This window comes from Butyricimonas sp. DFI.6.44 (assembly GCF_022132345.1).
GTDB lineage: Bacteria > Bacteroidota > Bacteroidia > Bacteroidales > Marinifilaceae > Butyricimonas > Butyricimonas muris.
This window is the reverse complement of record NZ_JAKNJD010000001.1, coordinates 122,948-144,259: the sequence shown is the minus strand read 5'-3', so window position 1 is coordinate 144,259 and position 21,312 is coordinate 122,948. Positions and strand designations below refer to the sequence as shown.

Sequence of the window (21,312 nt, the reverse complement as noted above, 5' to 3'; positions counted from 1 at the left end):
ATAAATCGTAAATCATAAATCACAAATCATAAATTATAAAGATGAATTTCTTACGCAAATATTTAGACAAGCAGAAACCAAAATTCGAAAAGGGAGGCAAGCTGGAAAAGCTTCATTCCGTTTTCACCGGTTTCGAGTCTTTCCTTTTCGTGCCTAATCGCACGACAAGTTCAGGGTGTAACATCAGGGACGGTATCGATTTGAAAAGAACCATGATCATCGTGGTACTGGCACTGGTTCCCGCCTTGTTGTTCGGTATTTACAACGTGGGGTACCAACACTTCAAAGCCTTGGGAGTAGAATCCGGACTTTTCGAAATGTTCTTCTACGGGTTATGGAAAGTATTGCCCATGATCATCGTTTCCTACGTGGTAGGACTGGCGATAGAATTTACCGCCGCGCAAATCAGAGGACACGAGATCAACGAGGGATTCCTCGTGTCGGGATTATTGATCCCGATGGTAATGCCGGTCAACGCACCCCTCTGGATGGTAGGAGTATCTACCGCCTTCGCCGTGATTATCGGTAAAGAGATTTTCGGTGGTACCGGTATGAATATCTGGAATCCCGCTTTATTGGCCCGTGCATTCTTCTTCTTCTCCTACCCTTCCATGATTTCGGGGGACAAGGTTTGGATTGCCGGAATGCCCGACGGATTCTCACAAGCTACCCCGCTGGCTGAAGCCTCTCAAGGCTTACCGGCGACCTATGACATGGCATCCATGTTCTGGGGATTGATTCCCGGTTCTATCGGTGAAACCTCCACATTCTGTATTTTACTGGGAGCAATCTTATTGATCGCGACAGGTATCGGCAGCTGGAAGATTATGCTTTCCACTTTTATCGGGGGATACTGCATGGCGTTGTTATTAAACTACACGTTACCGGAAACGAACCCGTACGCCGCAATCACCCCGATCGCACACCTCATCATGGGTGGATTCGCGTTCGGAGCCGTGTTCATGGCAACCGACCCCGTGACTTCCGCTCAAACTGAAAAAGGAAAATGGATATACGGGTTTATCCTCGGTGTGATGGCCATCCTGATTCGTACGCTGAACCCCGGTTACCCGGAAGGTATGATGCTCGCTATCCTGTTGATGAACACCTTTGCCCCGCTTATCGACTGGTTCGTGGTTCAAGGAAACATCAAACGCAGACTTAAAAGAGCCAAACAATTTCAGATTTAAGATTTCATGATTTCAGATTACAAAACATTCATAAATCATAAATCGTAAATCACTAAATCTTTAAAGAGATGAACAAACAAGGAAATACATATACCTTTATCTATTCCATCGTTTTGGTTGTCGTGGTGGCGGCTATATTAGCCGTGGTATCTCTTTCACTAAAACCACTGCAAGATGAGAATATAGAGAACGAGAAAAGACAGAATATACTGAGCTCGGTGAATGTCAATTCAACCCCGGAAACTTCAAAAGAGTTGTTCGACAAAATTATCAAAAGACAATTCATTCTGAATTACAAGGGAGAAGCTATCGAGGGAAATGCTTTTGAAGTTGATATTCCCGTGGAAGGAAAAAAACTTCAGAAAGCCATCAAGAATAGTCCGGAACTGCAAAAAGCGTTGAAAGACGGACGCATGATTGCCGAAGTAATAAAAGACGATAAAGCATTGGCAGATATCAAATTCCCGGTATTTGTCGCTGACGTTGACGGAGCTATCAAATACATACTTCCGGTTTACGGGGCAGGACTTTGGGGTCCGGTATGGGGATATCTCTCCTTGAACGAAGACAAGAACACTGTTTACGGCGTGCTGTTCGACCACAAGGGAGAAACTCCCGGGTTAGGAGCCGAAATTACCCAACCGTTCTTTAAAGAGCAATTCAAGAACAAAACTATCTTCGACAACTCGAACTTAAAAGCAATTACCGTGAAAAAAGGCGGAAACGCTACCGGTGCCCACGAAGTAGACGGTATTTCGGGAGGAACAATCACGTCGAAAGCCGTTGAAACGATGATTGCCGATTATCTAAAATGTTACGAACAATTCTTAAAACAAATACAGTAATGAGCGATAAAGAAACATTATTTTCAGCCAAGAACCGGGGATTATTACTCGGTCCGTTGAACAAGGATAACCCGGTACTCGTGCAAGTGTTGGGTATATGTTCTGCTCTCGCCGTGACGGCAAAACTGGAACCCGCCATCGTGATGGCTCTTTCGGTAACGGCAGTAACGGCATTCGCTAACGTGATCCTTTCGTTGCTACGGAACACCATACCGACACGTATTCGTATTATCGTGCAATTGGTGGTAGTTGCCGCTTTGGTAATTATGGTAGACCAAGTTTTAAAAGCGTTCGCTTACGAGGTTAGTAAACAACTATCCGTATTCGTCGGCTTGATCATCACGAACTGTATTATCATGGGACGTATCGAGGCTTTCGCGTTAGCAAACAAACCGTGGCCCTCTCTGCTTGACGGTATCGGCAACGGTTTGGGATACGGTCTGGTACTTGTGATCGTGGGCTTCTTCCGTGAATTACTGGGTTCCGGAACTCTGTTCGGTTTTAAAGTTATCCCCCAGATATTCTACGATTGGGGATACCAGAACAACGGGTTGATGATCCTCCCCCCGATGGCTTTGATGCTCGTAGGATTGATCATTTGGGTTCAACGCTCAAGGAACAAAGAGTTGATAGAACAGAAATAGTGAACTAAAAAGAAAAATAGAATATGGAAAATCTATTAAATATATTTGTCCGGTCTGTATTTATCGATAACATGATCTTCGCCTACTTCTTGGGTATGTGTTCATACCTTGCCGTATCGAAGACCGTGAAAACATCGTTCGGATTGGGTATTGCCGTTGTATTCGTGCTATTGATTACCGTTCCGGTAAACTACCTGCTCGATAATTTTGTGTTACAAAAAGGAGCTTTAGCGTGGTTATTGGGAGAACAAGCTGCCGCTAACATAGACTTGAGCTTCTTGAGTTTCATCATGTTTATCGCGGTCATCGCCGCTATCGTGCAATTGGTTGAAATGGTCGTGGAGAAATTCACTCCCGCGCTTTACAACCAATTGGGTATCTTCCTCCCGTTGATCGCGGTGAACTGTGCCATCATGGGTGCTTCCTTGTTCATGCAAGAGAGAGGATACGCGAATATCGGTGAGGCCACGGCATTCGGTTTAGGTTCAGGTATCGGTTGGTTGCTCGCTATCGTGGGTATCGCCGCCATACGCGAGAAACTGAAATATTCCAACATCCCCGCCCCGCTTAGAGGTATCGGTATTACCTTTATCGTGACCGGATTGATGGCTATTTCATTCATGAGTTTCTTGGGTATTAACCTGTAGTAATTTTAAATTGTAAATTTTAAATTGTAAATTTCAAGACTTACAATTTAAAATTTAAAATCAATAAATCTAAAATTAGTAAGATGATTTTATTAGCAATAAATACAACAATTGTCCTGTCGGGGATCGTGGTGTTTCTCATCGTGACACTGCTTCTCGTGGGTATGCTTTTGTTCGCGAAAGCTAAACTTACCCCCAAGGGAGAAGTGAAAGTCAGCATCAACCAAGGCGAAAAAGAATTAGTTACCGAGCCCGGCTCCACGCTTCTTGCCACACTTGGGAACAACAAGATATTCCTTCCCTCCGCTTGTGGTGGAAAAGGTTCTTGCGGTATGTGCCGTTGTCAGGTAGAATCAGGCGCGGGGTCTATACTCCCGACCGAAACAGGGTTCTTCTCGTACAAACAACAGCACGATAACTGGCGTCTGGCTTGTCAGGTAAAAGTGAAGGAAAACATCGAGATGAGCGTTCCGGAAGAAGTACTCGGTATCAAGAAATGGGAATGTGAAGTGGTTTCCAATAGAAATATTTCCACATTCTTGAAAGAATTTGTGGTAAAATTACCGGAAGGCGAAAACTTGAAATTCAAATCGGGTGGATATATACAAATTGACGTACCCGCCCTTGACGTGGATTTCAAAGACATGGATATTGACGAGAAATACAAGGCTGACTGGGAACGTATGAAGATGTTCGATCTGAAAATGCATAACCCGGAACCGACTTACCGCGCGTATTCCATGGCTAACTCTCCGGCAGAAGGCAACATTATCATGTTGAATATCCGTATTGCGACTCCCCCGTTTGATAAAGCTATAGGTGGATTTGCCAACGTGAACCCCGGTATCTGTTCTTCTTTTATCTTCACGCGTAAACCGGGAGATAAAGTAAACATTTCCGGCCCTTACGGGGAATTCTTCCTGAGAGATACCAACAACGAGATGATGTTCATCGGTGGTGGTGCCGGTATGGCTCCGATGCGTTCGCATATCTTCAACTTGTTCCACACGATGCACACGGATCGTAAAGTAAGTTTCTTCTACGGTGCCCGTGCCCTGCAAGAGGCTCCCTACGTGGATGAATTCAACAAGATTCAAGCAGAGAACCCTAACTTCCATTGGACGCTGGCTCTGGATAAACCGGACCCCGTGGCTGATGCAGCCGGAGTAGCTTACACGCCGGGATTCGTGCATCAGGTAATCTATGAAACCTACTTGAAAAACCACGAGAACCCGGAAGACATCGAGTATTATCTCTGCGGTCCCCCGATGATGATCGCGGCCGTAACCAAAATGTTGTACGATTTGGGTGTACCCGATGAAAACGTGATGTACGACAACTTCGGAGGATAAACCAAATTCCTTCAATCATAAAAAGAAAAACAGACCGGAATGTAAAGAGTCCGGTCTGTTTTTCTTTTCCCCTCTCCCACGCTTATCTCCCGCTCTTCTCCGTATATCATGGCGACCAAGTCCTGACTAGGTTCTGAGTAAGTCCTGACTAACTCCTGTCTATACAGGACTTGGTCAGGACTTAGTCAATAGGTAGTCAGAAGATAAGAGCCGACAAACACGGGGAAAAGAAAGAAAGATCACGTGTGCCAAAACTCCATTTCTAAAGAAACTCCTCCGTCTGCTTCGCAGCCACCTCCTCTATAAACAGAGGAGGAGTTAAAATACAGTCTTAAACACAAGAAAAGCAACCTGCAATTCGCCGAAGGCGACTATAAACAATCACTAATTTCTCATTTTGCTCAAATTCACCCCGTACAGGATTATAAATAATAAAGCGAAAAAGCCGGATACGATCATTGAAGCCATAACTACCATATTCCAGCCGGAATACATAGGCAATACAAACAATTGCGCTATTTGAGCGAAAGCATACAAATAGAATCCGGTTCTTTTCAAGTTAAACATCAAAATAGCCCCGCTCAAACTCATTAAAGCGAACAAGGTCAATAATGAATAAATCGGAATCGCGTGTTTAATCGTGGTCTGCAACATTTCAATGGAAGATCCCATGAAAGAAGACATCCACGAAGGAGCTCCTTCTGTACCTGTCATTGTTGTTATCTGTTGGATCTGCGCCACTATCGCTTCGGGAGAAAACGCAACCAAACTGAATAAGTTGGATACCGTTCCCCAACCACTACCAATAAAAGTTAAAATACAAAGTACTGTCAGAAAGGTCGGTCTTACCGGTTTTTCTGTTTCAAAAGGATTTTCCATAGCAAGTCATTTTTTTATACAACAACAAACATAAATAAAATTTTGAAAATTAAAAAGCGGGAGGACGAAAAAAAGTCGGGAAATACTTTGCTTAGACGAACGAATTAGTATAATTTTGGGCAAGATTTTATAAACGTCTATATTATTAAAAATCTAAATAATGGAAAGAGATACTCAAATTTTCGACCTGATTGACAAGGAATGCCATCGCCAGAAAGAAGGACTGGAATTGATCGCTTCCGAGAACTTCGTGAGTGAACAAGTTATGCAAGCCATGGGTTCTTGCTTGACGAACAAGTATGCAGAGGGATATCCCGGAGCTCGTTACTATGGCGGTTGCCAAATCGTTGACCAAACGGAACAATTGGCTATCGACCGTGCCTGCAAATTATTCGGTGCCGAATTCGCTAACGTGCAACCGCACTCCGGGGCACAAGCTAATGCTGCCGTGTTCTTCGCTTGCATGAAACCGGGCGATACCTTCTTGGGACTTGACTTGGCTCATGGCGGACACCTTTCACACGGATCACCCGTTAATCTTTCCGGTATCAACTACCACCCGGTAGCTTACCACGTGAAAGAAGAAACCGGAATGGTAGATTACGACGAAATGGAAAAATTGGCTATCGAGCACAAACCCAAAATGATCGTATCCGGGGCATCTGCTTATTCTCGTGACTGGGATTACAAACGTATGCGTGAAATCGCTGACAAAGTAGGTGCTTTGTTAATGTGCGATATGTCACACCCTGCCGGATTGATTGCCAAAGGTTTATTGAACAACCCGATGGAATATTGCCATATCGTGACAACTACCACTCACAAAACGCTTCGCGGACCGCGCGGTGGTATGATTCTTCTCCCGAAAGACTTCCCGAATCCTTGGGGATTGAAGACTCCGAAGGGAGAAATCAAAATGATGTCACAAGTGATCAACTTTGCCGTGTTCCCGGGACAACAGGGCGGACCGCTTGAACACGTGATCGCAGCCAAAGCCGTTGCTTTCGGGGAGGCATTATCTGACAGCTATACCGAATACGCTAAACAAATGCTGGCTAACGCCAAGGCTATGGCGAAAGCATTCGTGGAAAAAGGTTATAAAGTTGTTTCCGGCGGAACTGACAATCACTCTATGTTAATTGACTTGAGAACCAAATTCCCGGAATTAACCGGTAAGAAAGCTGAAAATACGTTGGTATTGGCAGACATCACGATCAACAAGAACATGGTTCCGTTCGATACCCGTACCCCGTTCTCCACGTCAGGTTTACGCGTGGGTACCCCGGCTATCACTACCCGTGGTTTGAAAGAGGAGCATATGCCTATCGTAGTGGATATGATCGACAGAGTATTGAGTAACATCGACGATGCCGCTGTTATCGCTCAAGTGAAGAAAGAAGTAAACGCGATGATGAACGACAGACCTATGTTTGCTTGGTAATCATCGTACCCGTATAAAAACAGTCACGCGATTCTCAACGAGTCGCGTGATTGTTTTTTTTACGGATAACCCGTGCATTCTTTTTCAGATCCTTTAAAGCCTTTTTCATGGCATTACGCAACAACGTTCCGGCGGAACGGGCAAACACGACCTCTTCATCCCCTTGGTCCAAGGTAACGGAAGCAATTACCTGTTGATAATAGATTCTAGCCCCGTCAGCGACATCATACACGGCGATGCTTACCTCCGATTCGCTTTTCTGGTAATAGACCGGGTTCCCGGGATACACCAGATCAGGAACCTCGTCCCGAACCTTTCGTGCCGTAGCCGTCACCACGTAATCGAAATCCGTCGATTCCTTGAATATCTTCAGCACTTGAGGATTCAACTCGAACGTCAGTTTGCTCGGGTTTATGTACTTGAATCTCACATTCTCGATACTATACACGGAATCTCCGCCTAATTTCTGTAAACACGCCAATAAATCCCGATTCAAACTCTCCCTGTACATGTACGGTATCTTCGAGTCCAAATTCGTGACCAACCATTTTCCCTCGCTGAAGTCCAATGACTTCGGCGACTCGTACAAGTGTATATAATGGGGTGTAGCGCACGCCCCCAATATCATACCAACAAAAACAAATAAAACTATCCGATTCCTCATTCTATTATTAGTTCATCCCTTAGTCTTTCACCAAATCAAAATAATGCATATCAATCACTTTACCGTTCTTCACGGCAGCTTTGCGCAGTATTGCCTGTTTCGTGAACCCGGCCTTTTCCAGTACTTTCATGGACGCCGGATTATACTCGTAAACGGTGGCAAACAAACGAATGATATCCGTTTCCCGGAATACATAATCCACCACCCGGCGTATTGCCTCGCTCATGATTCCTTTATTCCAATAATCTTCACTCAACCAATACCCCAGTTCCGCGCTATATCGTTCGACGTCACACAGGGGAATGAAACCGATTCCTCCCACCGCTTTCCCATCCACCACGATAGCGAAATCCTGCACGTACGGTTTATCCATCGTTACACGGATATACGTCCCGGCATCCTCCCTCGTGTAAGGATAAGGCAAACCGTCCCGTACGTTATTCCATATATTAATATTACTGATATTTTCAGCCAAAGAATCGACATCGGCAAGCGTCCATTCTCTCAATAAAAAACGTTCTCTCTCGTCTCGTATCTCCATATTCATATCATTTGTTTAATAAAACCCCTACTCCAAGTCAATGAAATATTACTAAAATGTTAATTTTCTTTCCCAATAAAGAAAAATACGAACTTTCAGGTGGTAAATATACCTATTTTCACGTATATAGCAGAAAAAAAGCACGGAAAACGTTGCATTTATTGAATCGATTCGCTATATTTGAAACAAAACACTAAGTATGATAAGATTCGTATTACATAGCCTTCTGATCTTGGTGGTAACACAACTCACGAATGTTGCCATGGGACTGGTTATGACTGAATCTCAACGCGGTGCCATCGTTTGTCAGATATCAGAAATACATGACTCTATCACCAAGGCGGAAGCCTTTGATATCATGAACCCCAACGATATGCCGGTACTCCAGAACACGCTCGTCAGCATGAGGAGATCGGAATTGCCTTGTCGGGTTCGAGTCATGCTTGACGGAATCACCGCTGACGAATACGAATATCCAATTCTCAACCCGAAGACAGACAACAAGGGAACACGTGACGTGTTCATATCGCAACCCAAGCGATATTTCCATGAGCTCTGCCTTCTAATCATTTGAAAAACCAGTACATATTTGGCACGTATCTTGTATCGTGAATACATAGGATACATTTGCTAAGTGTTACCCAAGTTATAAAACGGAGCAACGCGTAAAGCGTTATATATATACACACACAATACACACAAAAATGAAAACAACTTTATTCAGTAGAAATCGGGAAGAGAAAAATTACGAATTATTTTTCGAGCCGGAAGAATTGCACCGGGTGCAATATTTGTTGGAAACCAAACAGTTCCTCGGTCTGTCCGAGTTACAGAAAAGCGAGGACGCGAACACGGGTATGAAATTGAAACTCTCACTGGCTGAGCGCGGGAAATTAGCCACAGCTCAACTATTCGAGTATATAATGTCTGCTTACGAAGCAGTTTCACCTATTATGATTTTCCGTAATAAAGAAGCGGTAGCTCTCTCGGGAGCAGTCACGCTGGAAGATTAGACATTCTTTAAGTAAAAAACGGGTTCAAGAAATTGAGCCCGTTTCTTATTTCATGGGAAATATTTCCACATGTATAAAAAGTATTTACCACACTTTTCCTCATATCTGTTTGTTCATCTTGAAAAGGAGTCCCTTTTTATTAAAATAAAATAAGGTAACGACTGCCATCACGAAAGAAATAAAATCCGCCATGGGCAAACTGGCCCACACGCCCGTGATACCCCAGAAACGGGGTAAAATCAGCAGGAACGGTATCAAGAATATCAACTGGCGCGACAACGACAGGAATATAGAAACTTTCGCTTTCCCGATAGACTGGAAAAAATTGGTAATAATAATCTGACACCCGACCAGTGGAAATAACAAACAAGTTATCCGTAACCCGAACTTTGCAAGCTCCGTCAACTCATGATTATCCGTGAACATACCCACGATAAAGTCCGGGAATAATTGGCTCGTGATAAACCCGAACGTCGTGATCGAGATTCCCGTGATCATGGCATAACGCAACACACGTCGTACCCGGTCAAACAATAACGCCCCGTAATTATACCCGACTACCGGCTGCATTCCCTGCGTGAGCCCGATCTCGATCATGATAAACAACGTCAACACCCGGTTCACGATGCCATAAGCCCCGATTGCCAAATCTCCACCGTAGCGCATGAAACTATTATTCAAGATAATCACCACCGTACTGGCGCACACGTTCATCAAGAAAGGCGACATCCCTATAGAAAGAATACTTTTGATTATCCGGCCTTTTAACCGGAATATTCCGGCCTTGAAATGTACCGAACTATTCTTGTTTATAAAATGTGCCAGAATCCACACCAACCCGCTCGTCTGCGCAATCACGGTAGCGAACGCTGCCCCCCGGATTCCCCACCCGAAATGGAAAATAAATATCGGGGCTAATATAATATTCACGAAAACCGTCAACAGCGATGACAACATGGCTTTCTTCGGGTATCCCGTCGCGCGCATCAGGTTGTTCAACCCGATAAAAGTGAAAGCGATAGGATTTCCCAATAGTATCACCTCCATAAAATCTCTGGCGTAAGGCATCGTGGCCTCGCTTGCCCCGAAGAACCGCAACGTGGGCTCCAGTAATAACGTGGCAATCCCCCCGAAACAGAATCCGAGAATAACGCACAGCAAAAACACGTTCCCCAACACCGACGAGGTCTTTTCCATATCTCTCTGTCCCATGTATATGGAACTAATCGTGGCTCCCCCGACACCAATCAGTGTACAAAAAGCAATAATCAGGTTCATCAACGGGAAAGTAATCGCCAATCCCGAAATGGCAAGCGGTCCCACGCCATGACCGATAAAAACACTATCAATAATATTATACAACGATGTAACCGTCATCCCGATGATAGCGGGTATCGAGTACTGAAGCAATAACTTCCCGACGGGTTTTGTTTCCAATAAATGCGATGCGTCCGCAGCAGACATAAAATGATCCTCCTTTCTTTAGTATTACAGCCTCGTTCACTCCCCCTCGATCACCATCAGATAAGAACAGAGAGCGCGAAGATAGCAAATAGTTTATAAAGTTTATAAGGTTTATCTAGGGCAACCGCATCAAAATAATTTTTACTATTTTCCTTCCTTTTTCAAGATAAGATTCTGGTGTATTCAGTTATTTTTCTATAATGAATAATAATTATACCATGTATTTTCGTATTATCAAACTTTATTCAATTTCAATTTATTTTCTATTATTCTACCTTTATAATAGGAGATGAATAGGAGTTGAATGGGAGTTGAATGGGAGTTGTTATAAAGAAACTATAATGTATATATATCATATATAATTACTATTTAACTTATCTCACACTAAACAAGAGAGAAAAAGGGGATAATTTTTCTCTCTATTCAATTTTGACGCATTTGTCCTAAAGGTTTATAAAGTAGAGGATTCCCAAGGAGACGCCGCATATAAAGCATCCCGCGGATATCTATTACTTTATAAACCTTATAAACTCTATGAACCTTACAAACCCTTATTTTTTTCCCTTGAATAGTCTGCCGATCCGCCCCACACCCCAGCGTAATACAATGGGTATAGCCGCCTCTATCAAAATAGGCGAAAAATCTTTTAACATGGCACCCAGCATCGGGGTATCGCGCACCTCCTTTTCTTCCTTCGGGGTATCGTCCCTCCTGCCGGAAAAAAACAACGACGAGATACCGGAAAACAACAATTTCCCGGAATGGCGATGGATAAAACGGAAATCCTCGTTCAGTTTTTCCTCCTGCAAACGGCAACTCTCACGCACCCGTTTCTGTTCCGCCCGTAATATCTCCAGCGGGGTCGGTGGTTTCTTCGTCCTCTTTTTCATCTTTACTCATCATCGCGGTTATAATCTCGTTTGTCACCCTCGCGCTAATCTTCTCCCGGAACAACAGAATCAGCCCGAACAACAACAGGTACATCCCCACTACCAACAAAAACCCCAGTGCCACGCTGTTCAATATCTCGCCGAGGAAAAAACCAAGGGCGAGAAACAGGAAAAGAATAGCGAAAAAGGCGAGCAATACCAAAACAATACCGTACGAGAAGACCGCCATTGTCTTGGCTACCCTCTCGTACGTGTTCAATTTCATTAGCTCAAGTCTCGTCTCCACGTAGGTTGAAATGTCATTTTTCAACCCGGAGAAAGTCTTTTCGGCGAAATTCTCCATAAGCCGTTACTTGGTTTCAGCAGCCGCTCTCCCCTCGTGTTCAGTCTTTCCCGCTACTTTTTCCGCTACATCATGTACATTCTCGGAAACATGCTCGCGTGCTTCCTCGGCTTTTGATTTTGCTTTAGCGTATACGCCTTTCACCTCGTCCTTTACTTTGGCAACAGCGTGATCAAACTCTTCAGCTAATTTCTTGCGGTTGTCGGCAACCATTAAATACCCGACAGCTACTCCAACTACCGCGCCTATACCCAGACCCAGCAGTAAATTTGAAGTTTCGTTTTTCATATTCGTCTAATTTTTAATTTATATATTTACTTCAACGAATAGAACTACAAAAAGTTTGCCTTTTTCTTTATTTTTCAAGACTAATTTTAACGACTTATAAAATGCACTTTCAACGGGTCATACCGTTCCGTCACAGTATCCGTTTCCCTCGCCGTTTTCCCGAGCGCGACCACGGCGAACGGCACAAATTCCGACGACAAATGCAATGCTTTTTTCACCTCGTGCACGAAATGCATTTTCGGGTACACCCCGATCCATGCCGTTCCCAATCCTTCGGCATAGGCTTGCAGCAACATATTCTGCACGCAGGCTCCCAATTCCTGCGGCCAATTACCACCCTCCAGACCTGCCAGCCGGGTATTACAACACACGAGTATAGCCATCGGGGCTGTCCGCAACGCCTCGCTCCCCGGCAAAATCTCCGCCAACTCGTGCAGATGTTTCGCATCCTCCATCACGAAGAACTCCCACGGGCGACGATCTTTCACCGAGGGTGCGTACATTCCGGCACGCACCACACGCTCGATCACTCCCGTGCAAATCTTCTCCCCCGTGTATTCCCGCACCGTGCGGCGACCTGTAATCGCCTCGTCCGCGGAAGCCATCGTCGTGAATTTCTGGCTTTTCATCTCCGTCGCCAATTCCCGTACACGGGGAATAATGCGCGTGAAATGTCCGCTTTCCTTATGTGTCGCCAGCACCGCCTCGTTCTCCCACGTTTCTATGATCATCATCGTATCTTCCAGCCGACAATTTTCCAGTATCTCGTAACCGATACATCCCCGCTCTCCTCGCGAGAGGTCTGCCATTTCGCTCAACAAAGCCGCAACTTCGGCGCGTACCCCGGCGCCGACCGATAAAGTAACATTTATTCTGATCATATCCTGTTCACTTAGAAATTCGACATTCCACACCCCACTACCTTTCTCCCCGCTTAAAATCATACAAATTTATAAAAGTTCAATGACTATTTCATAACCTAAAAGAACTTTTATTCGTAAATGATTTCAAAGCATACTTGCGGGTATCGCTACTTTATAAACTAAACCTTATATTTGTGGGCTTAAAAAACGAACAAATGATACAACCGTTAGATATTATACGCAAATACTACACGCTTGACTCCCTCGCAGGACAAAGTCTATTGATACACAGCCAACTCGTGCGGGACAAAGCACTCGCCATCGCTATGCGCCACGCGGAAATGGATCTCGATATCTCCTTTATCAAAGAAGCCGCCATGTTGCACGATATCGGGATATTCCTCACCAACGCTCCCGACATCGGGTGTTTCGGCGAATATCCTTACATTTGCCACGGCTATCTCGGTGCCGATTTACTCCGGAAAGAAGGACTGCCTCGCCACGCCCTCGTGTGCGAACGTCACACGGGCACAGGGCTCACGATCGAAATGATACAGGAAAAACATCTCCCGCTTCCCCTTCGCGACATGCAACCCGTCACGCTGGAAGAGAAACTCATCGCTTTCGCCGACAAGTTCTACTCGAAAAGCAACCTCACCCGCGAAAAGAAAATCAGTAAAATCCGTGCCGAAATGTTGTTTCACGGGGCGGATTCCGCCGCCCGCTTTGACGAATGGTGCAGACTGTTCTTGTAATTTAAAATGGAGTGTTATTCTCCATTTTGCTTTCTACACCAGTTCTTTATCCCGCATTCCCCGCATTTCGGGCTTCGTGCCGTACACACGTACCGTCCATGCAAAATCAACCAATGGTGTGCTCTCGACAACCATTCCGCCGGGATATTGGCCACGAGTTGTTTCTCTGTTTCCAGTGGAGTACGTGCCCCTGTCACCAACCCGATACGATCGGCCACACGAAACACGTGCGTGTCCACGGGCATTGCCGGACGCCCGAAAGCCACCGCTTCCATAACGTTCGCGGTCTTTCGTCCCACACCGGGCAAGGTTTGCAGTAACTCGAAATCAGACGGCACTTCCCCGTTGAACTCGTTCATCAATTTCTTCGCCATTGCCGACAAATGTTTGGACTTATTATTCGGGTACGATATCGACCGTATCAACTCGAAAATCTCTTCTATCGTGGCGCCCGCCATCGCCTCGGCTGTCGGGAATCGCTCGAATAATGCCGGAGTCACCATATTTACCCGCTTGTCAGTACACTGTGCCGACAGGATGACCGCAACCAGCAACTGGAAAGGGTCATTATAACGCAACTCCGTGTCGGCAACGGGCATCTCTTCCCGGAACCATGCCAACACGCGGTCATATCTTTCTTTCAATTCCATACCTTATATATAATTACAAGTTTCAAGTCCGCAAGTTACAAGTTATTTTTCAAAATACACGCCCCGAAGTCGATTCTGTAATCACACGATCAACTAAATTCATCCCACGGGCGACGCAACTTTCCCTGCACGAAGTGAAGTGTTTCTTCCCACAAAGCCCGACAAGCCGGAAGGTCACGAGCCTCGGCAGGTAGTTTGACGGGATGACCGCCACGGAAAAGACTACCCGTCACGTGGGCGTAGCGGTCGGTAGTAGCGAGCATAATGGCAGAGGATGCTCCCCGCGCAGGAGATTTGATAAAGGGACGGAACAGAAGATCGGTCAACGGGTCATACCAACGTCCCATCGTGATCATGCCCGTATCGACTACACCGGGATCGACCGCGTTGGCAGTAATCGTGCGCCCGCGTAACCGCCGGGCAAGTTCCGCCGTGAACATGAGCACGGCAAGTTTAGAATCCGGATACGCCCGAAAACGCCGGAAACGTTCCGGGTCGGGAACAAGGAAACGCTCTCCCACGTGTCCCATGCAAGTGGTGATCGAGGTCGTGTTGATAACACGCGATTCGATGCCGTGTCCCATGAACGGGAGTAACGAATTGGTCAGCAACCACGTCCCCGCGTAATTCACACCGACGGTCATTTCCAGCCCGTCTTCCGTCAGAGAAAATTCGCCGGGCATCGTTCCCGCGTTATTCACCAGCACGGCAATATCCTTTCTTGTCATTTCCTCGGAAAACATTTGAATGGACGCGAACGAAGCGAGATCAAGACGATATAATTCCACGTTTGAATTACCACTCTCCCGTACAATATCCTCGCGCACCGGTATCGCTTTCGCTATATCGCGACAAGCCATCACCACGGGCATTCCCGCCCGGGCTACCGCCATCGCGATTGCCCGTCCCATGCCGCCGTTAGCACCCGTGACTATTACCCAACCTTGTTTCATTTTTCTTTCCTTTTATCCTTCTATCTACCTCTCGAATCGCCCACCTGATCACCCCTAATGGCACGAGTTTCAATGTCCCGATCATGAAATAATTGAATATCCCCGGGATTACTCTTGCCCGACGACGGAACATAGCCCGTAACCCGCGGCGAGCCAACGAACGGGGAGTCATCATCACCCCAAGGCGCAAGGCGAGTCTTTGCAAATGTCGCGGTAAATTGTACAAGTCTGTCGCTACCGCACCCGGACACACCGCAGTGACACTTACCCCGTGGTCAAGCATTTCCAACCGGAACGCACGGGAGAAATTTCTAAGAAAAACTTTCGTGGACGCGTAAAGCGAAATTGACGGGTAAGGTAACCACGCCGAGGCGGACGACATATTCAAGATATACCCGCGACGGCGGGATTTCATATCTTCACCGAAAAGACGGCATAGCATTGTCGGTGTAGTCACGTGAAGCGTCAGCATCAACTCCACCCGATCAACGGGAACATCCACAACCTGCTCGAAATAGAATACACCCGCGTTATTCACCAGTATATCAACCGTGAATCCCCGTTCTCGACAAAATTCGTGCAACCGCACCGCCGCATCGGGTACAGCCAGATTCATGCACACGGGATAAGTCCGGGTTCCGTATTTCGCAGCGAACTCTTCCGCCGCTTTCCGTAGCGGGATATCCTCGTTGCTCACCATCACCACCTCGTATCCCTTCTCGCACAACTGCCGGGCATATTCCCGTCCGATACCGGAACTCGCTCCGGTTACAACAGCCGTGAGGTTCGCCTTCGGCGAGTTACACGTTGCAGGTTGCAAGTCACATTCGCCATTTGTTTGCCTTCGGCAAGTTGCAGGTTGCAAGTTACATTCGCCTTCGGCGAGTTGCAAGTTACTTTTCATTCCGATAATCACTTAATCACTAAATCTCTAATCACTTAATCACCCAATCGGCAATCATAAATCATAAATCATAAATCATTTAATCGTTCCATTTCCTTTACCAGCGATTTCGGCAAATCCTTCAAGTGATGATGGCACGCCATCTCACGCGAGTACATTCGGGCAATACAATAATTGACGTGCTCACAAGTATTTCGGGCGTTCTCTTCTCGTGCCATACGGTTCACGAAATCCGGTTCGTTAAGTAAGGCTCTTGCCATAGAAACAAACTCGAATCCCGAATCCAGCACCCGATCTATCGTGTCACGGGCTATCAGACCACCGACAAAGACGAGAGGCAAATGCAACGCCTCACGAAATTTTATCGCGTCATCATAAAAATAAGCTTCTTTGAAAGGCTCCGTCGGAATCATAAAACGTCCTGCCAAACGTACCCCCCAGCGTAACCACGCCTGATGCATATAATGTGTCATAGAACGTATCGGCATAGCCCCGCGCATCACGTACATCGGAGCCCGACTAACAAACCCGCCACTAAGAATAAGAGCGTGTGCTCCTGATTTTTCCAAAGCTTTCGCAACCTCGATACACTCCGGTACTTCCATGCCACCGCGAAAACCATCGCGTGTATTCACTTTCACGAGGATAGCCATATCATCGCCCGCCGCCTCCATCACCTCGTCCATCACGATACGCATAAAACGCATCCTGTTCTGGAGCGAACCACCATACTCGTCGCGACGATGATTGGTATAAGGCGAAAGAAACTGACTAATCAAATAACCATGCCCGGCATGAATCTCCACGGCATCGAATCCCGCCTCTCGGGCAAGACGCACGGAGTTGCCATACTCCCGTGCCATATCGACGATCTCGTCCCGTTTCATTCCCCGCACGAGCGTGGGCGAATAAATATTGAAACCGCTGGACGCGGAGAGAGGCATACAACCACATATCGAGCGATGGGACATATTCCCGCAATGCCCCACTTGAATAGATGCCGCGGCTCCCTCGGCGTGGATATCATCGGTTATACGCCGCAAACCGGGAATGATCTCCCGCCGCAACCATAGCTGGTGAGGAAACGACAATCCGCTCCTCGTCACTGCCGCGTATGCCAAGGTGGTCATACCGATTCCCCCGCGGGCTACCGCCACGTGATAATCATGCAACATATCCGACGGGGCATTCCCCGGGCACATTCCCTCGAAAGCAGCCGCCCGAATCGTCCGGTTGCGCAATGTCAAAGGACCGATATTATAAGGCGTGAACAGTTTGTTGCCTTCGGCAGTTGCAGGTTGCAGGTTACATTCGCCGTTGGCGAGTTGCAGGTTGTTGCTGTTAGTGGTGTTTTCTTTCATGTTAACCTTTTTATCTTTGAGAACTAATATATAAACGGTATCACCCGCTTCAAACGCATCGCGCGCACCTCATCACCGAATTCGTCAAGATAACGATGATAAATAGTGTTCGCTCGCGGCACAAGGTTCGCGAATGTCCAAACGACAAATACCGTGCCGGAAAGAGACCACGTGAGTATGGCAAAACCTGTCCACTCCACGATTTCACCGAAATAATTCGCGGAAGTCACGTAACGGAACATACCGCCGCGAGGCAGATAATGAGCCGTGTCACCGGGACGACGCAAATGCCGGATAATATAATCGGAATGAAGATTGATAAACATCCCCCCGAAAAATACGACCGTACCAATGATAAATTGCGGGGTGGTCAGCCACGCCGTCGTGTACATATCCGCGGGAGAGAAATAAAATATCCATCCCCCTTGCATACATGCATTAAGCACGTTGAACGTGATTCCCATAAGCACGATACCCAACGGCATACGTCCCTTACCCTTCAGCAGAAACGGGAAAATGAACGAACGCTGGAAATAATGTATCTCGAAAAAAAGAAAGAATAAAAACGGAACAATATCAAAACGACGATCGGAAAAATACCAGTAAAGCAACATCGCCACGAAAACGGGACTCTCCATGAGCACCCACCCCAACCGATTATTCAGCGGACGTCCCCACTTCGCATCAAAAAACATACCGTATCCCGCCTTCACGAAATAAAGTGCCACGAAAACGATAACCGCAATTCCGGTCATCACGAATAAAAATATATGAAATGTATCCATACAATAACCTTTTATTAGTTTCCGGCAAAACTAATAAAAAGTTTATAAAGTTTATAAGGTTTATAAAGTAATAGACACAGTCCGAGAAGCACCCGTTACTTTATAAACTTTACAAACCTTATGAACTTTATGAACCTATTTATCGTTTAGCTTCCCCGTGCGGTCCCGGCAATCCGTCACGGAAACGGATACTGGCATGCGTACCGTCGCAGAATGGCTTGTTGGACGAGGCACCGCAACGACAAAGAGTAACCCGATTGCGAAGTTCGTATTTTACCCCCTCCGTGTCGTCAATAGGAATCCCCCCTCTCACGAACAGCGGACCACTGCAACGTTCCTGAGGATCTTCAAGTAACACGAGCGAGGGAGTCAGCCTGTTCTCGATAAACTCACCTTTCTCCTTGTCCCACGCCTTCAGTCTTCCGGCAGGACAATAATTCGCCTCGCGCACGGTAAGTTCACGTGCTTCCTTATCGTCGGATTCCTCGACAAGATTCCACACCTTACCGTAAGCATCACAAAAACGGGCAAAAGCACAATATTTCTCGTTATCCGTCAATTCCAATTCCGGACCGTCGAACACGTCGGCGTTATCGAGTAAAGGTATATTATCGGCAGTCAGCGAGGGATCCCAATTGGTGGTCAAATGGCTACCGTCACAAAAGGGGTGATTCTTTGATGCACCGCAACGACAAAGCGCCACGGGGTCATCTTCCAAATCGAACTCGATACCGTCGCGATACGACCACGAAGTACCTTCCTCATTTTGCACGATAAACTGTTGTTTCATGGGTGGACGCCCGTAGACCATATAAGGTCCTTTGCGATCCACCACGATAGAATACTTATGATCGTTCAGGGGTGTCCCCGGTTCTATTTTACGCTCTTTCATGACTTATAAGATTTATAACATGATAGATATATCGTAAAAAAATAAGGTTTTGTTTCAAGAAATCACCACATTATTTCTTCACCCGCGTGAAAAAATAATGTTCTTCATTCGATAGTTCCGGGTTAAACGTGAAACCGTCCCAACGAAAAGACTTCAACTCCTCGGGGACCTCGATACGGTTGAGCAGAATGTGACGGGTCATAATACCTCGTGCTACCTTGGCATAAGTACGAATTGTCTCGTATTTCCCGTCACGCCACTCTTGAAACTCCGGTGTGATCACCTTCACCTTTTCCCGGATCACGTCCATTTGTAACGCCCCTTGTATATCAAGACTGGCGAGGTTTACCATAATACCACCGGCAGAACGTAGGGCATCCAGCAACGGGGTTGTCAACTTGGGCGTCCAATAATCGTAAAGATCACCCCCGTTTGTCCCGTTCAATTTTACCGCGAAAGCGATACGGTACGCCTGTATCAGATCAAGCGGTCGTACCAACCCGTAGAGCGTTGAAATAATACGGAGATGATTCTGGGCATATCTCAGATCGTCTACCGCGAATGAAGCAGGATCAATAGCTTTGAACACACTCCCGTTATATGCCAGCAACGCCTGTTTGCGAGGATTCGACAAACTACCGAACTTTTGATAACGTTCGTAATTCTCCTGAGCCAACTTATCACTGATCTTTAACATTTTCTCTAAATCGGATGCCGAAAAACGACGCATCTGTTCCGCAAGATACTCCGCCTCGGTCGCGTACTCGGGTATAGAACCCGGAACATCTTTCTCTACCGCGGACATATCCATGGCCTTTGCCGGTGATAAAATAATCAACATAACTTCTAATGTATTTCTTCAATTTTATACCCCGCACCCTCGAATGCCTTGCGCACGGAACGGGTATCGCCCGTTTGCAACGTCACTGTCAGTACTTTATCGGGATGTTTCAAATCAACAGTCCAATCCGTAACGTCCCTCGTGCTATTCAAGTACGGGGTAACTTTTGATACGCAACCATTACATTTTAGGTTTGTCTTGAATCGAAATTTCTTTTCCATGTCTAATCTGTTTATAAAGTTTACAAGATATGACTATCATTACCTGACATTGCAAATTATCATTTATATGTTTACGAATACAAGTGCTTCTATGTTTCAAATGACAGGCATATAAAGTATTAGATCACCAAATTCCATACCAAGGGTAAACTTTTTTTTGACATTATTATAGGATCTCCATAAAATCTTTGCCTGTTCCCGTGTCTACCTACCGTCCGCAAGGAGAAAAATGAAACAATTCGTTGTTTTTTATAAAATATTCGCGTAACTTACTTCCCGGCTATAAATACAAATGATCAAGAAGGAAAATATAAAACATACAGCTATGAAAAGAAAAGATATTACCCTCCACGTGGCACCAGAGGCTCTCATGGCTCTTGCTCTAATATTGGAAATGAAACTCGATGAATGGGACGAAGACCCGCAGAAAGAACTTTACATGCTCATGCCCGACCTCATTGATGAATTCAAATATACCATAGACGAAATGACCAGACAGGGTACTCTCGCCAGTAAAATATTCGGGAAAAATCGTGAAATACGTCCGGCAAAAATCACCTTTACCAGCACAAAAGGAGAACACGTGCTATATCCCACGCAAGACCTGCCCGTGGTGGACGGTTGGCATATCCTGTTTATCGGCGGAAGAATAAAAATCGGGGTAAAAGGACAAAAACTCACCCCTGTATCCATAAGGCAAGGAAAACTCGTGCCGAAAGCTATCGACATAAACGAAATCTACAAAAAGCTAGTCATAGGAGCCGGCTTCGCTTACTATGAAATGGAAGATGAACTGCTCGATATCACTGACAAAGGCGCCGTCCCAATCACAGGATGCTCCATTGAATGGGAAAAAAGCGACTTCTGCCTCTGAAAATAAAAGTTC

General features: G+C 46.0%; 26 protein-coding genes. 10 read left to right on the top strand and 16 right to left on the bottom strand.

Going from position 1 to position 21,312, the window contains the following annotated elements; all coding sequences use genetic code 11:
• Positions 1 to 41 precede the first annotated feature (41 nt).
• The 5 genes from L0M98_RS00710 (at position 42) to nqrF (ending at position 4,678) form a co-directional block, all read left to right on the top strand.
• Positions 42 to 1,190, top strand: coding sequence for an NADH:ubiquinone reductase (Na(+)-transporting) subunit B (locus L0M98_RS00710; protein WP_099292255.1), 1,149 nt, complete (start codon positions 42 to 44; stop codon positions 1,188 to 1,190).
• A 68-nt stretch (positions 1,191 to 1,258) separates the two neighbouring features.
• A complete protein-coding gene (gene nqrC, locus L0M98_RS00705) occupies positions 1,259 to 2,035 on the top strand; it encodes an NADH:ubiquinone reductase (Na(+)-transporting) subunit C (RefSeq protein ID WP_227214595.1) in 777 nt (258 codons plus the stop codon).
• Complete coding sequence (locus L0M98_RS00700) at positions 2,035 to 2,679, top strand: NADH:ubiquinone reductase (Na(+)-transporting) subunit D (RefSeq protein ID WP_099292253.1); 645 nt, start codon at positions 2,035 to 2,037, stop codon at positions 2,677 to 2,679. Before nqrC ends, L0M98_RS00700 begins: the two co-directional genes overlap by 1 nt.
• A 23-nt stretch (positions 2,680 to 2,702) precedes the next feature.
• Positions 2,703 to 3,326, top strand: a complete 624-nt coding sequence (gene nqrE, locus L0M98_RS00695; protein WP_099292252.1) for an NADH:ubiquinone reductase (Na(+)-transporting) subunit E — start codon at positions 2,703 to 2,705, stop codon at positions 3,324 to 3,326.
• An 83-nt stretch (positions 3,327 to 3,409) separates the two neighbouring features.
• A complete protein-coding gene (gene nqrF, locus L0M98_RS00690; RefSeq protein WP_099292251.1) occupies positions 3,410 to 4,678 on the top strand; it encodes an NADH:ubiquinone reductase (Na(+)-transporting) subunit F in 1,269 nt (422 codons plus the stop codon).
• A 384-nt stretch (positions 4,679 to 5,062) separates the two neighbouring features.
• Here the strand turns inward: nqrF and L0M98_RS00685 are convergent, their stop codons facing one another.
• Positions 5,063 to 5,557, bottom strand: a complete 495-nt coding sequence (locus L0M98_RS00685) for a hypothetical protein (RefSeq protein WP_099292248.1) — start codon at positions 5,555 to 5,557, stop codon at positions 5,063 to 5,065.
• Positions 5,558 to 5,717: 160 nt separating this feature from the next.
• On the opposite strand from L0M98_RS00685, the gene glyA reads away from it, so the two are divergent.
• Positions 5,718 to 6,998, top strand: coding sequence for a serine hydroxymethyltransferase (gene glyA / locus L0M98_RS00680; protein ID WP_099292247.1), 1,281 nt, complete (start codon positions 5,718 to 5,720; stop codon positions 6,996 to 6,998).
• A 34-nt stretch (positions 6,999 to 7,032) separates the two neighbouring features.
• Here the strand turns inward: glyA and L0M98_RS00675 are convergent, their stop codons facing one another.
• Together L0M98_RS00675 and L0M98_RS00670 are read right to left on the bottom strand one after the other, a co-directional pair.
• Entirely contained in the window at positions 7,033 to 7,662 is a 630-nt protein-coding gene (locus L0M98_RS00675) for a hypothetical protein (RefSeq protein WP_227214594.1), read from the bottom strand.
• Positions 7,663 to 7,681: 19 nt separating this feature from the next.
• Entirely contained in the window at positions 7,682 to 8,203 is a 522-nt protein-coding gene (locus L0M98_RS00670) for a GNAT family N-acetyltransferase (RefSeq protein ID WP_370645563.1), read from the bottom strand.
• 199 nt (positions 8,204 to 8,402) lie between these two features.
• Between L0M98_RS00670 and L0M98_RS00665 the strand changes: the two genes are divergently transcribed.
• Both L0M98_RS00665 and L0M98_RS00660 read left to right on the top strand, forming a co-directional pair.
• On the top strand, positions 8,403 to 8,777 hold the full coding sequence (locus tag L0M98_RS00665; protein WP_186975252.1) for a hypothetical protein: 375 nt from the start codon (positions 8,403 to 8,405) through the stop codon (positions 8,775 to 8,777).
• 130 nt (positions 8,778 to 8,907) lie between these two features.
• Positions 8,908 to 9,216 (top strand): hypothetical protein, encoded by a 309-nt coding sequence (locus tag L0M98_RS00660; RefSeq protein ID WP_099292242.1) that lies wholly within the window; start codon positions 8,908 to 8,910, stop codon positions 9,214 to 9,216.
• A 99-nt stretch (positions 9,217 to 9,315) separates the two neighbouring features.
• Here the strand turns inward: L0M98_RS00660 and L0M98_RS00655 are convergent, their stop codons facing one another.
• The 5 genes from L0M98_RS00655 to L0M98_RS00635 all read right to left on the bottom strand — a co-directional run bounded on the left by L0M98_RS00655 (position 9,316) and on the right by L0M98_RS00635 (position 13,145).
• Positions 9,316 to 10,680 (bottom strand): MATE family efflux transporter, encoded by a 1,365-nt coding sequence (locus L0M98_RS00655; RefSeq protein ID WP_186975251.1) that lies wholly within the window; start codon positions 10,678 to 10,680, stop codon positions 9,316 to 9,318.
• A gap of 551 nt (positions 10,681 to 11,231) precedes the next feature.
• Positions 11,232 to 11,570, bottom strand: coding sequence for a hypothetical protein (locus L0M98_RS00650; protein WP_227214592.1), 339 nt, complete (start codon positions 11,568 to 11,570; stop codon positions 11,232 to 11,234).
• The gene (locus L0M98_RS00645; protein ID WP_099292239.1) at positions 11,500 to 11,913 is read right to left on the bottom strand and encodes a phage holin family protein; all 414 of its coding nucleotides are present in this window, start codon (positions 11,911 to 11,913) and stop codon (positions 11,500 to 11,502) included. Before L0M98_RS00645 ends, L0M98_RS00650 begins: the two co-directional genes overlap by 71 nt.
• 6 nt (positions 11,914 to 11,919) lie before the next feature.
• Entirely contained in the window at positions 11,920 to 12,201 is a 282-nt protein-coding gene (locus L0M98_RS00640; protein WP_099292238.1) for a YtxH domain-containing protein, read from the bottom strand.
• Between the two features lie 86 nt (positions 12,202 to 12,287).
• Complete coding sequence (locus tag L0M98_RS00635) at positions 12,288 to 13,145, bottom strand: nitroreductase family protein (protein WP_227214591.1); 858 nt, start codon at positions 13,143 to 13,145, stop codon at positions 12,288 to 12,290.
• 137 nt (positions 13,146 to 13,282) lie between these two features.
• Here L0M98_RS00635 and L0M98_RS00630 point away from each other — a divergent pair, with 137 nt between their 5' ends.
• Positions 13,283 to 13,819 (top strand): HD domain-containing protein, encoded by a 537-nt coding sequence (locus L0M98_RS00630; protein ID WP_099294515.1) that lies wholly within the window; start codon positions 13,283 to 13,285, stop codon positions 13,817 to 13,819.
• A 14-nt stretch (positions 13,820 to 13,833) separates the two neighbouring features.
• On the opposite strand, the gene nth is transcribed toward L0M98_RS00630, so the two are convergent.
• From nth to L0M98_RS00590, 8 genes are all read right to left on the bottom strand, one after another.
• Positions 13,834 to 14,469, bottom strand: a complete 636-nt coding sequence (gene nth / locus L0M98_RS00625) for an endonuclease III (protein ID WP_099292236.1) — start codon at positions 14,467 to 14,469, stop codon at positions 13,834 to 13,836.
• Between the two features lie 89 nt (positions 14,470 to 14,558).
• A complete protein-coding gene (locus tag L0M98_RS00620; RefSeq protein ID WP_186975248.1) occupies positions 14,559 to 15,422 on the bottom strand; it encodes an SDR family oxidoreductase in 864 nt (287 codons plus the stop codon).
• Complete coding sequence (locus tag L0M98_RS00615; RefSeq protein WP_186975247.1) at positions 15,388 to 16,326, bottom strand: SDR family NAD(P)-dependent oxidoreductase; 939 nt, start codon at positions 16,324 to 16,326, stop codon at positions 15,388 to 15,390. The genes L0M98_RS00620 and L0M98_RS00615 overlap by 35 nt, the downstream gene beginning before the upstream one ends.
• Before the next feature lie 68 nt (positions 16,327 to 16,394).
• On the bottom strand, positions 16,395 to 17,687 hold the full coding sequence (locus tag L0M98_RS00610; protein WP_227214590.1) for an NADH:flavin oxidoreductase: 1,293 nt from the start codon (positions 17,685 to 17,687) through the stop codon (positions 16,395 to 16,397).
• Between the two features lie 23 nt (positions 17,688 to 17,710).
• The gene (locus L0M98_RS00605; protein WP_099292233.1) at positions 17,711 to 18,472 is read right to left on the bottom strand and encodes a DUF1295 domain-containing protein; all 762 of its coding nucleotides are present in this window, start codon (positions 18,470 to 18,472) and stop codon (positions 17,711 to 17,713) included.
• A gap of 139 nt (positions 18,473 to 18,611) precedes the next feature.
• Positions 18,612 to 19,364 carry a CDGSH iron-sulfur domain-containing protein gene (locus L0M98_RS00600; RefSeq protein ID WP_186975246.1) on the bottom strand — a complete coding sequence of 251 codons (753 nt, stop codon included), beginning with the start codon at positions 19,362 to 19,364 and terminating at the stop codon, positions 18,612 to 18,614.
• 70 nt (positions 19,365 to 19,434) lie between these two features.
• Positions 19,435 to 20,205 (bottom strand): YaaA family protein, encoded by a 771-nt coding sequence (locus L0M98_RS00595; RefSeq protein WP_227214589.1) that lies wholly within the window; start codon positions 20,203 to 20,205, stop codon positions 19,435 to 19,437.
• Between the two features lie 5 nt (positions 20,206 to 20,210).
• Complete coding sequence (locus L0M98_RS00590) at positions 20,211 to 20,426, bottom strand: heavy-metal-associated domain-containing protein (RefSeq protein ID WP_186975244.1); 216 nt, start codon at positions 20,424 to 20,426, stop codon at positions 20,211 to 20,213.
• Positions 20,427 to 20,751: 325 nt separating this feature from the next.
• Here L0M98_RS00590 and L0M98_RS00585 point away from each other — a divergent pair, with 325 nt between their 5' ends.
• Complete coding sequence (locus tag L0M98_RS00585; RefSeq protein WP_186975243.1) at positions 20,752 to 21,300, top strand: hypothetical protein; 549 nt, start codon at positions 20,752 to 20,754, stop codon at positions 21,298 to 21,300.
• Positions 21,301 to 21,312 lie beyond the last annotated feature (12 nt).

What these genes read in the sequence shown, in the direction of transcription:
- L0M98_RS00710 (WP_099292255.1), top strand. Translation starts at nt 42, where the DNA reads ATGAATTTCTTACGCAAATATTTAGACAAGCAGAAACCAAAATTCGAA.
- nqrC (WP_227214595.1), top strand. Translation starts at nt 1,259, where the DNA reads ATGAACAAACAAGGAAATACATATACCTTTATCTATTCCATCGTTTTG.
- L0M98_RS00700 (WP_099292253.1), top strand. Translation starts at nt 2,035, where the DNA reads ATGAGCGATAAAGAAACATTATTTTCAGCCAAGAACCGGGGATTATTA.
- nqrE (WP_099292252.1), top strand. Translation starts at nt 2,703, where the DNA reads ATGGAAAATCTATTAAATATATTTGTCCGGTCTGTATTTATCGATAAC.
- nqrF (WP_099292251.1), top strand. Translation starts at nt 3,410, where the DNA reads ATGATTTTATTAGCAATAAATACAACAATTGTCCTGTCGGGGATCGTG.
- L0M98_RS00685 (WP_099292248.1), bottom strand. Translation starts at nt 5,557, where the DNA reads ATGGAAAATCCTTTTGAAACAGAAAAACCGGTAAGACCGACCTTTCTG.
- glyA (WP_099292247.1), top strand. Translation starts at nt 5,718, where the DNA reads ATGGAAAGAGATACTCAAATTTTCGACCTGATTGACAAGGAATGCCAT.
- L0M98_RS00675 (WP_227214594.1), bottom strand. Translation starts at nt 7,662, where the DNA reads ATGAGGAATCGGATAGTTTTATTTGTTTTTGTTGGTATGATATTGGGG.
- L0M98_RS00670 (WP_370645563.1), bottom strand. Translation starts at nt 8,203, where the DNA reads ATGGAGATACGAGACGAGAGAGAACGTTTTTTATTGAGAGAATGGACG.
- L0M98_RS00665 (WP_186975252.1), top strand. Translation starts at nt 8,403, where the DNA reads ATGATAAGATTCGTATTACATAGCCTTCTGATCTTGGTGGTAACACAA.
- L0M98_RS00660 (WP_099292242.1), top strand. Translation starts at nt 8,908, where the DNA reads ATGAAAACAACTTTATTCAGTAGAAATCGGGAAGAGAAAAATTACGAA.
- L0M98_RS00655 (WP_186975251.1), bottom strand. Translation starts at nt 10,680, where the DNA reads ATGTCTGCTGCGGACGCATCGCATTTATTGGAAACAAAACCCGTCGGG.
- L0M98_RS00650 (WP_227214592.1), bottom strand. Translation starts at nt 11,570, where the DNA reads ATGAAAAAGAGGACGAAGAAACCACCGACCCCGCTGGAGATATTACGG.
- L0M98_RS00645 (WP_099292239.1), bottom strand. Translation starts at nt 11,913, where the DNA reads ATGGAGAATTTCGCCGAAAAGACTTTCTCCGGGTTGAAAAATGACATT.
- L0M98_RS00640 (WP_099292238.1), bottom strand. Translation starts at nt 12,201, where the DNA reads ATGAAAAACGAAACTTCAAATTTACTGCTGGGTCTGGGTATAGGCGCG.
- L0M98_RS00635 (WP_227214591.1), bottom strand. Translation starts at nt 13,145, where the DNA reads ATGATTTTAAGCGGGGAGAAAGGTAGTGGGGTGTGGAATGTCGAATTT.
- nth (WP_099292236.1), bottom strand. Translation starts at nt 14,469, where the DNA reads ATGGAATTGAAAGAAAGATATGACCGCGTGTTGGCATGGTTCCGGGAA.
- L0M98_RS00620 (WP_186975248.1), bottom strand. Translation starts at nt 15,422, where the DNA reads ATGAAACAAGGTTGGGTAATAGTCACGGGTGCTAACGGCGGCATGGGA.
- L0M98_RS00615 (WP_186975247.1), bottom strand. Translation starts at nt 16,326, where the DNA reads ATGAAAAGTAACTTGCAACTCGCCGAAGGCGAATGTAACTTGCAACCT.
- L0M98_RS00610 (WP_227214590.1), bottom strand. Translation starts at nt 17,687, where the DNA reads ATGAAAGAAAACACCACTAACAGCAACAACCTGCAACTCGCCAACGGC.
- L0M98_RS00605 (WP_099292233.1), bottom strand. Translation starts at nt 18,472, where the DNA reads ATGGATACATTTCATATATTTTTATTCGTGATGACCGGAATTGCGGTT.
- L0M98_RS00600 (WP_186975246.1), bottom strand. Translation starts at nt 19,364, where the DNA reads ATGAAAGAGCGTAAAATAGAACCGGGGACACCCCTGAACGATCATAAG.
- L0M98_RS00595 (WP_227214589.1), bottom strand. Translation starts at nt 20,205, where the DNA reads ATGTTGATTATTTTATCACCGGCAAAGGCCATGGATATGTCCGCGGTA.
- L0M98_RS00590 (WP_186975244.1), bottom strand. Translation starts at nt 20,426, where the DNA reads ATGGAAAAGAAATTTCGATTCAAGACAAACCTAAAATGTAATGGTTGC.
- L0M98_RS00585 (WP_186975243.1), top strand. Translation starts at nt 20,752, where the DNA reads ATGAAAAGAAAAGATATTACCCTCCACGTGGCACCAGAGGCTCTCATG.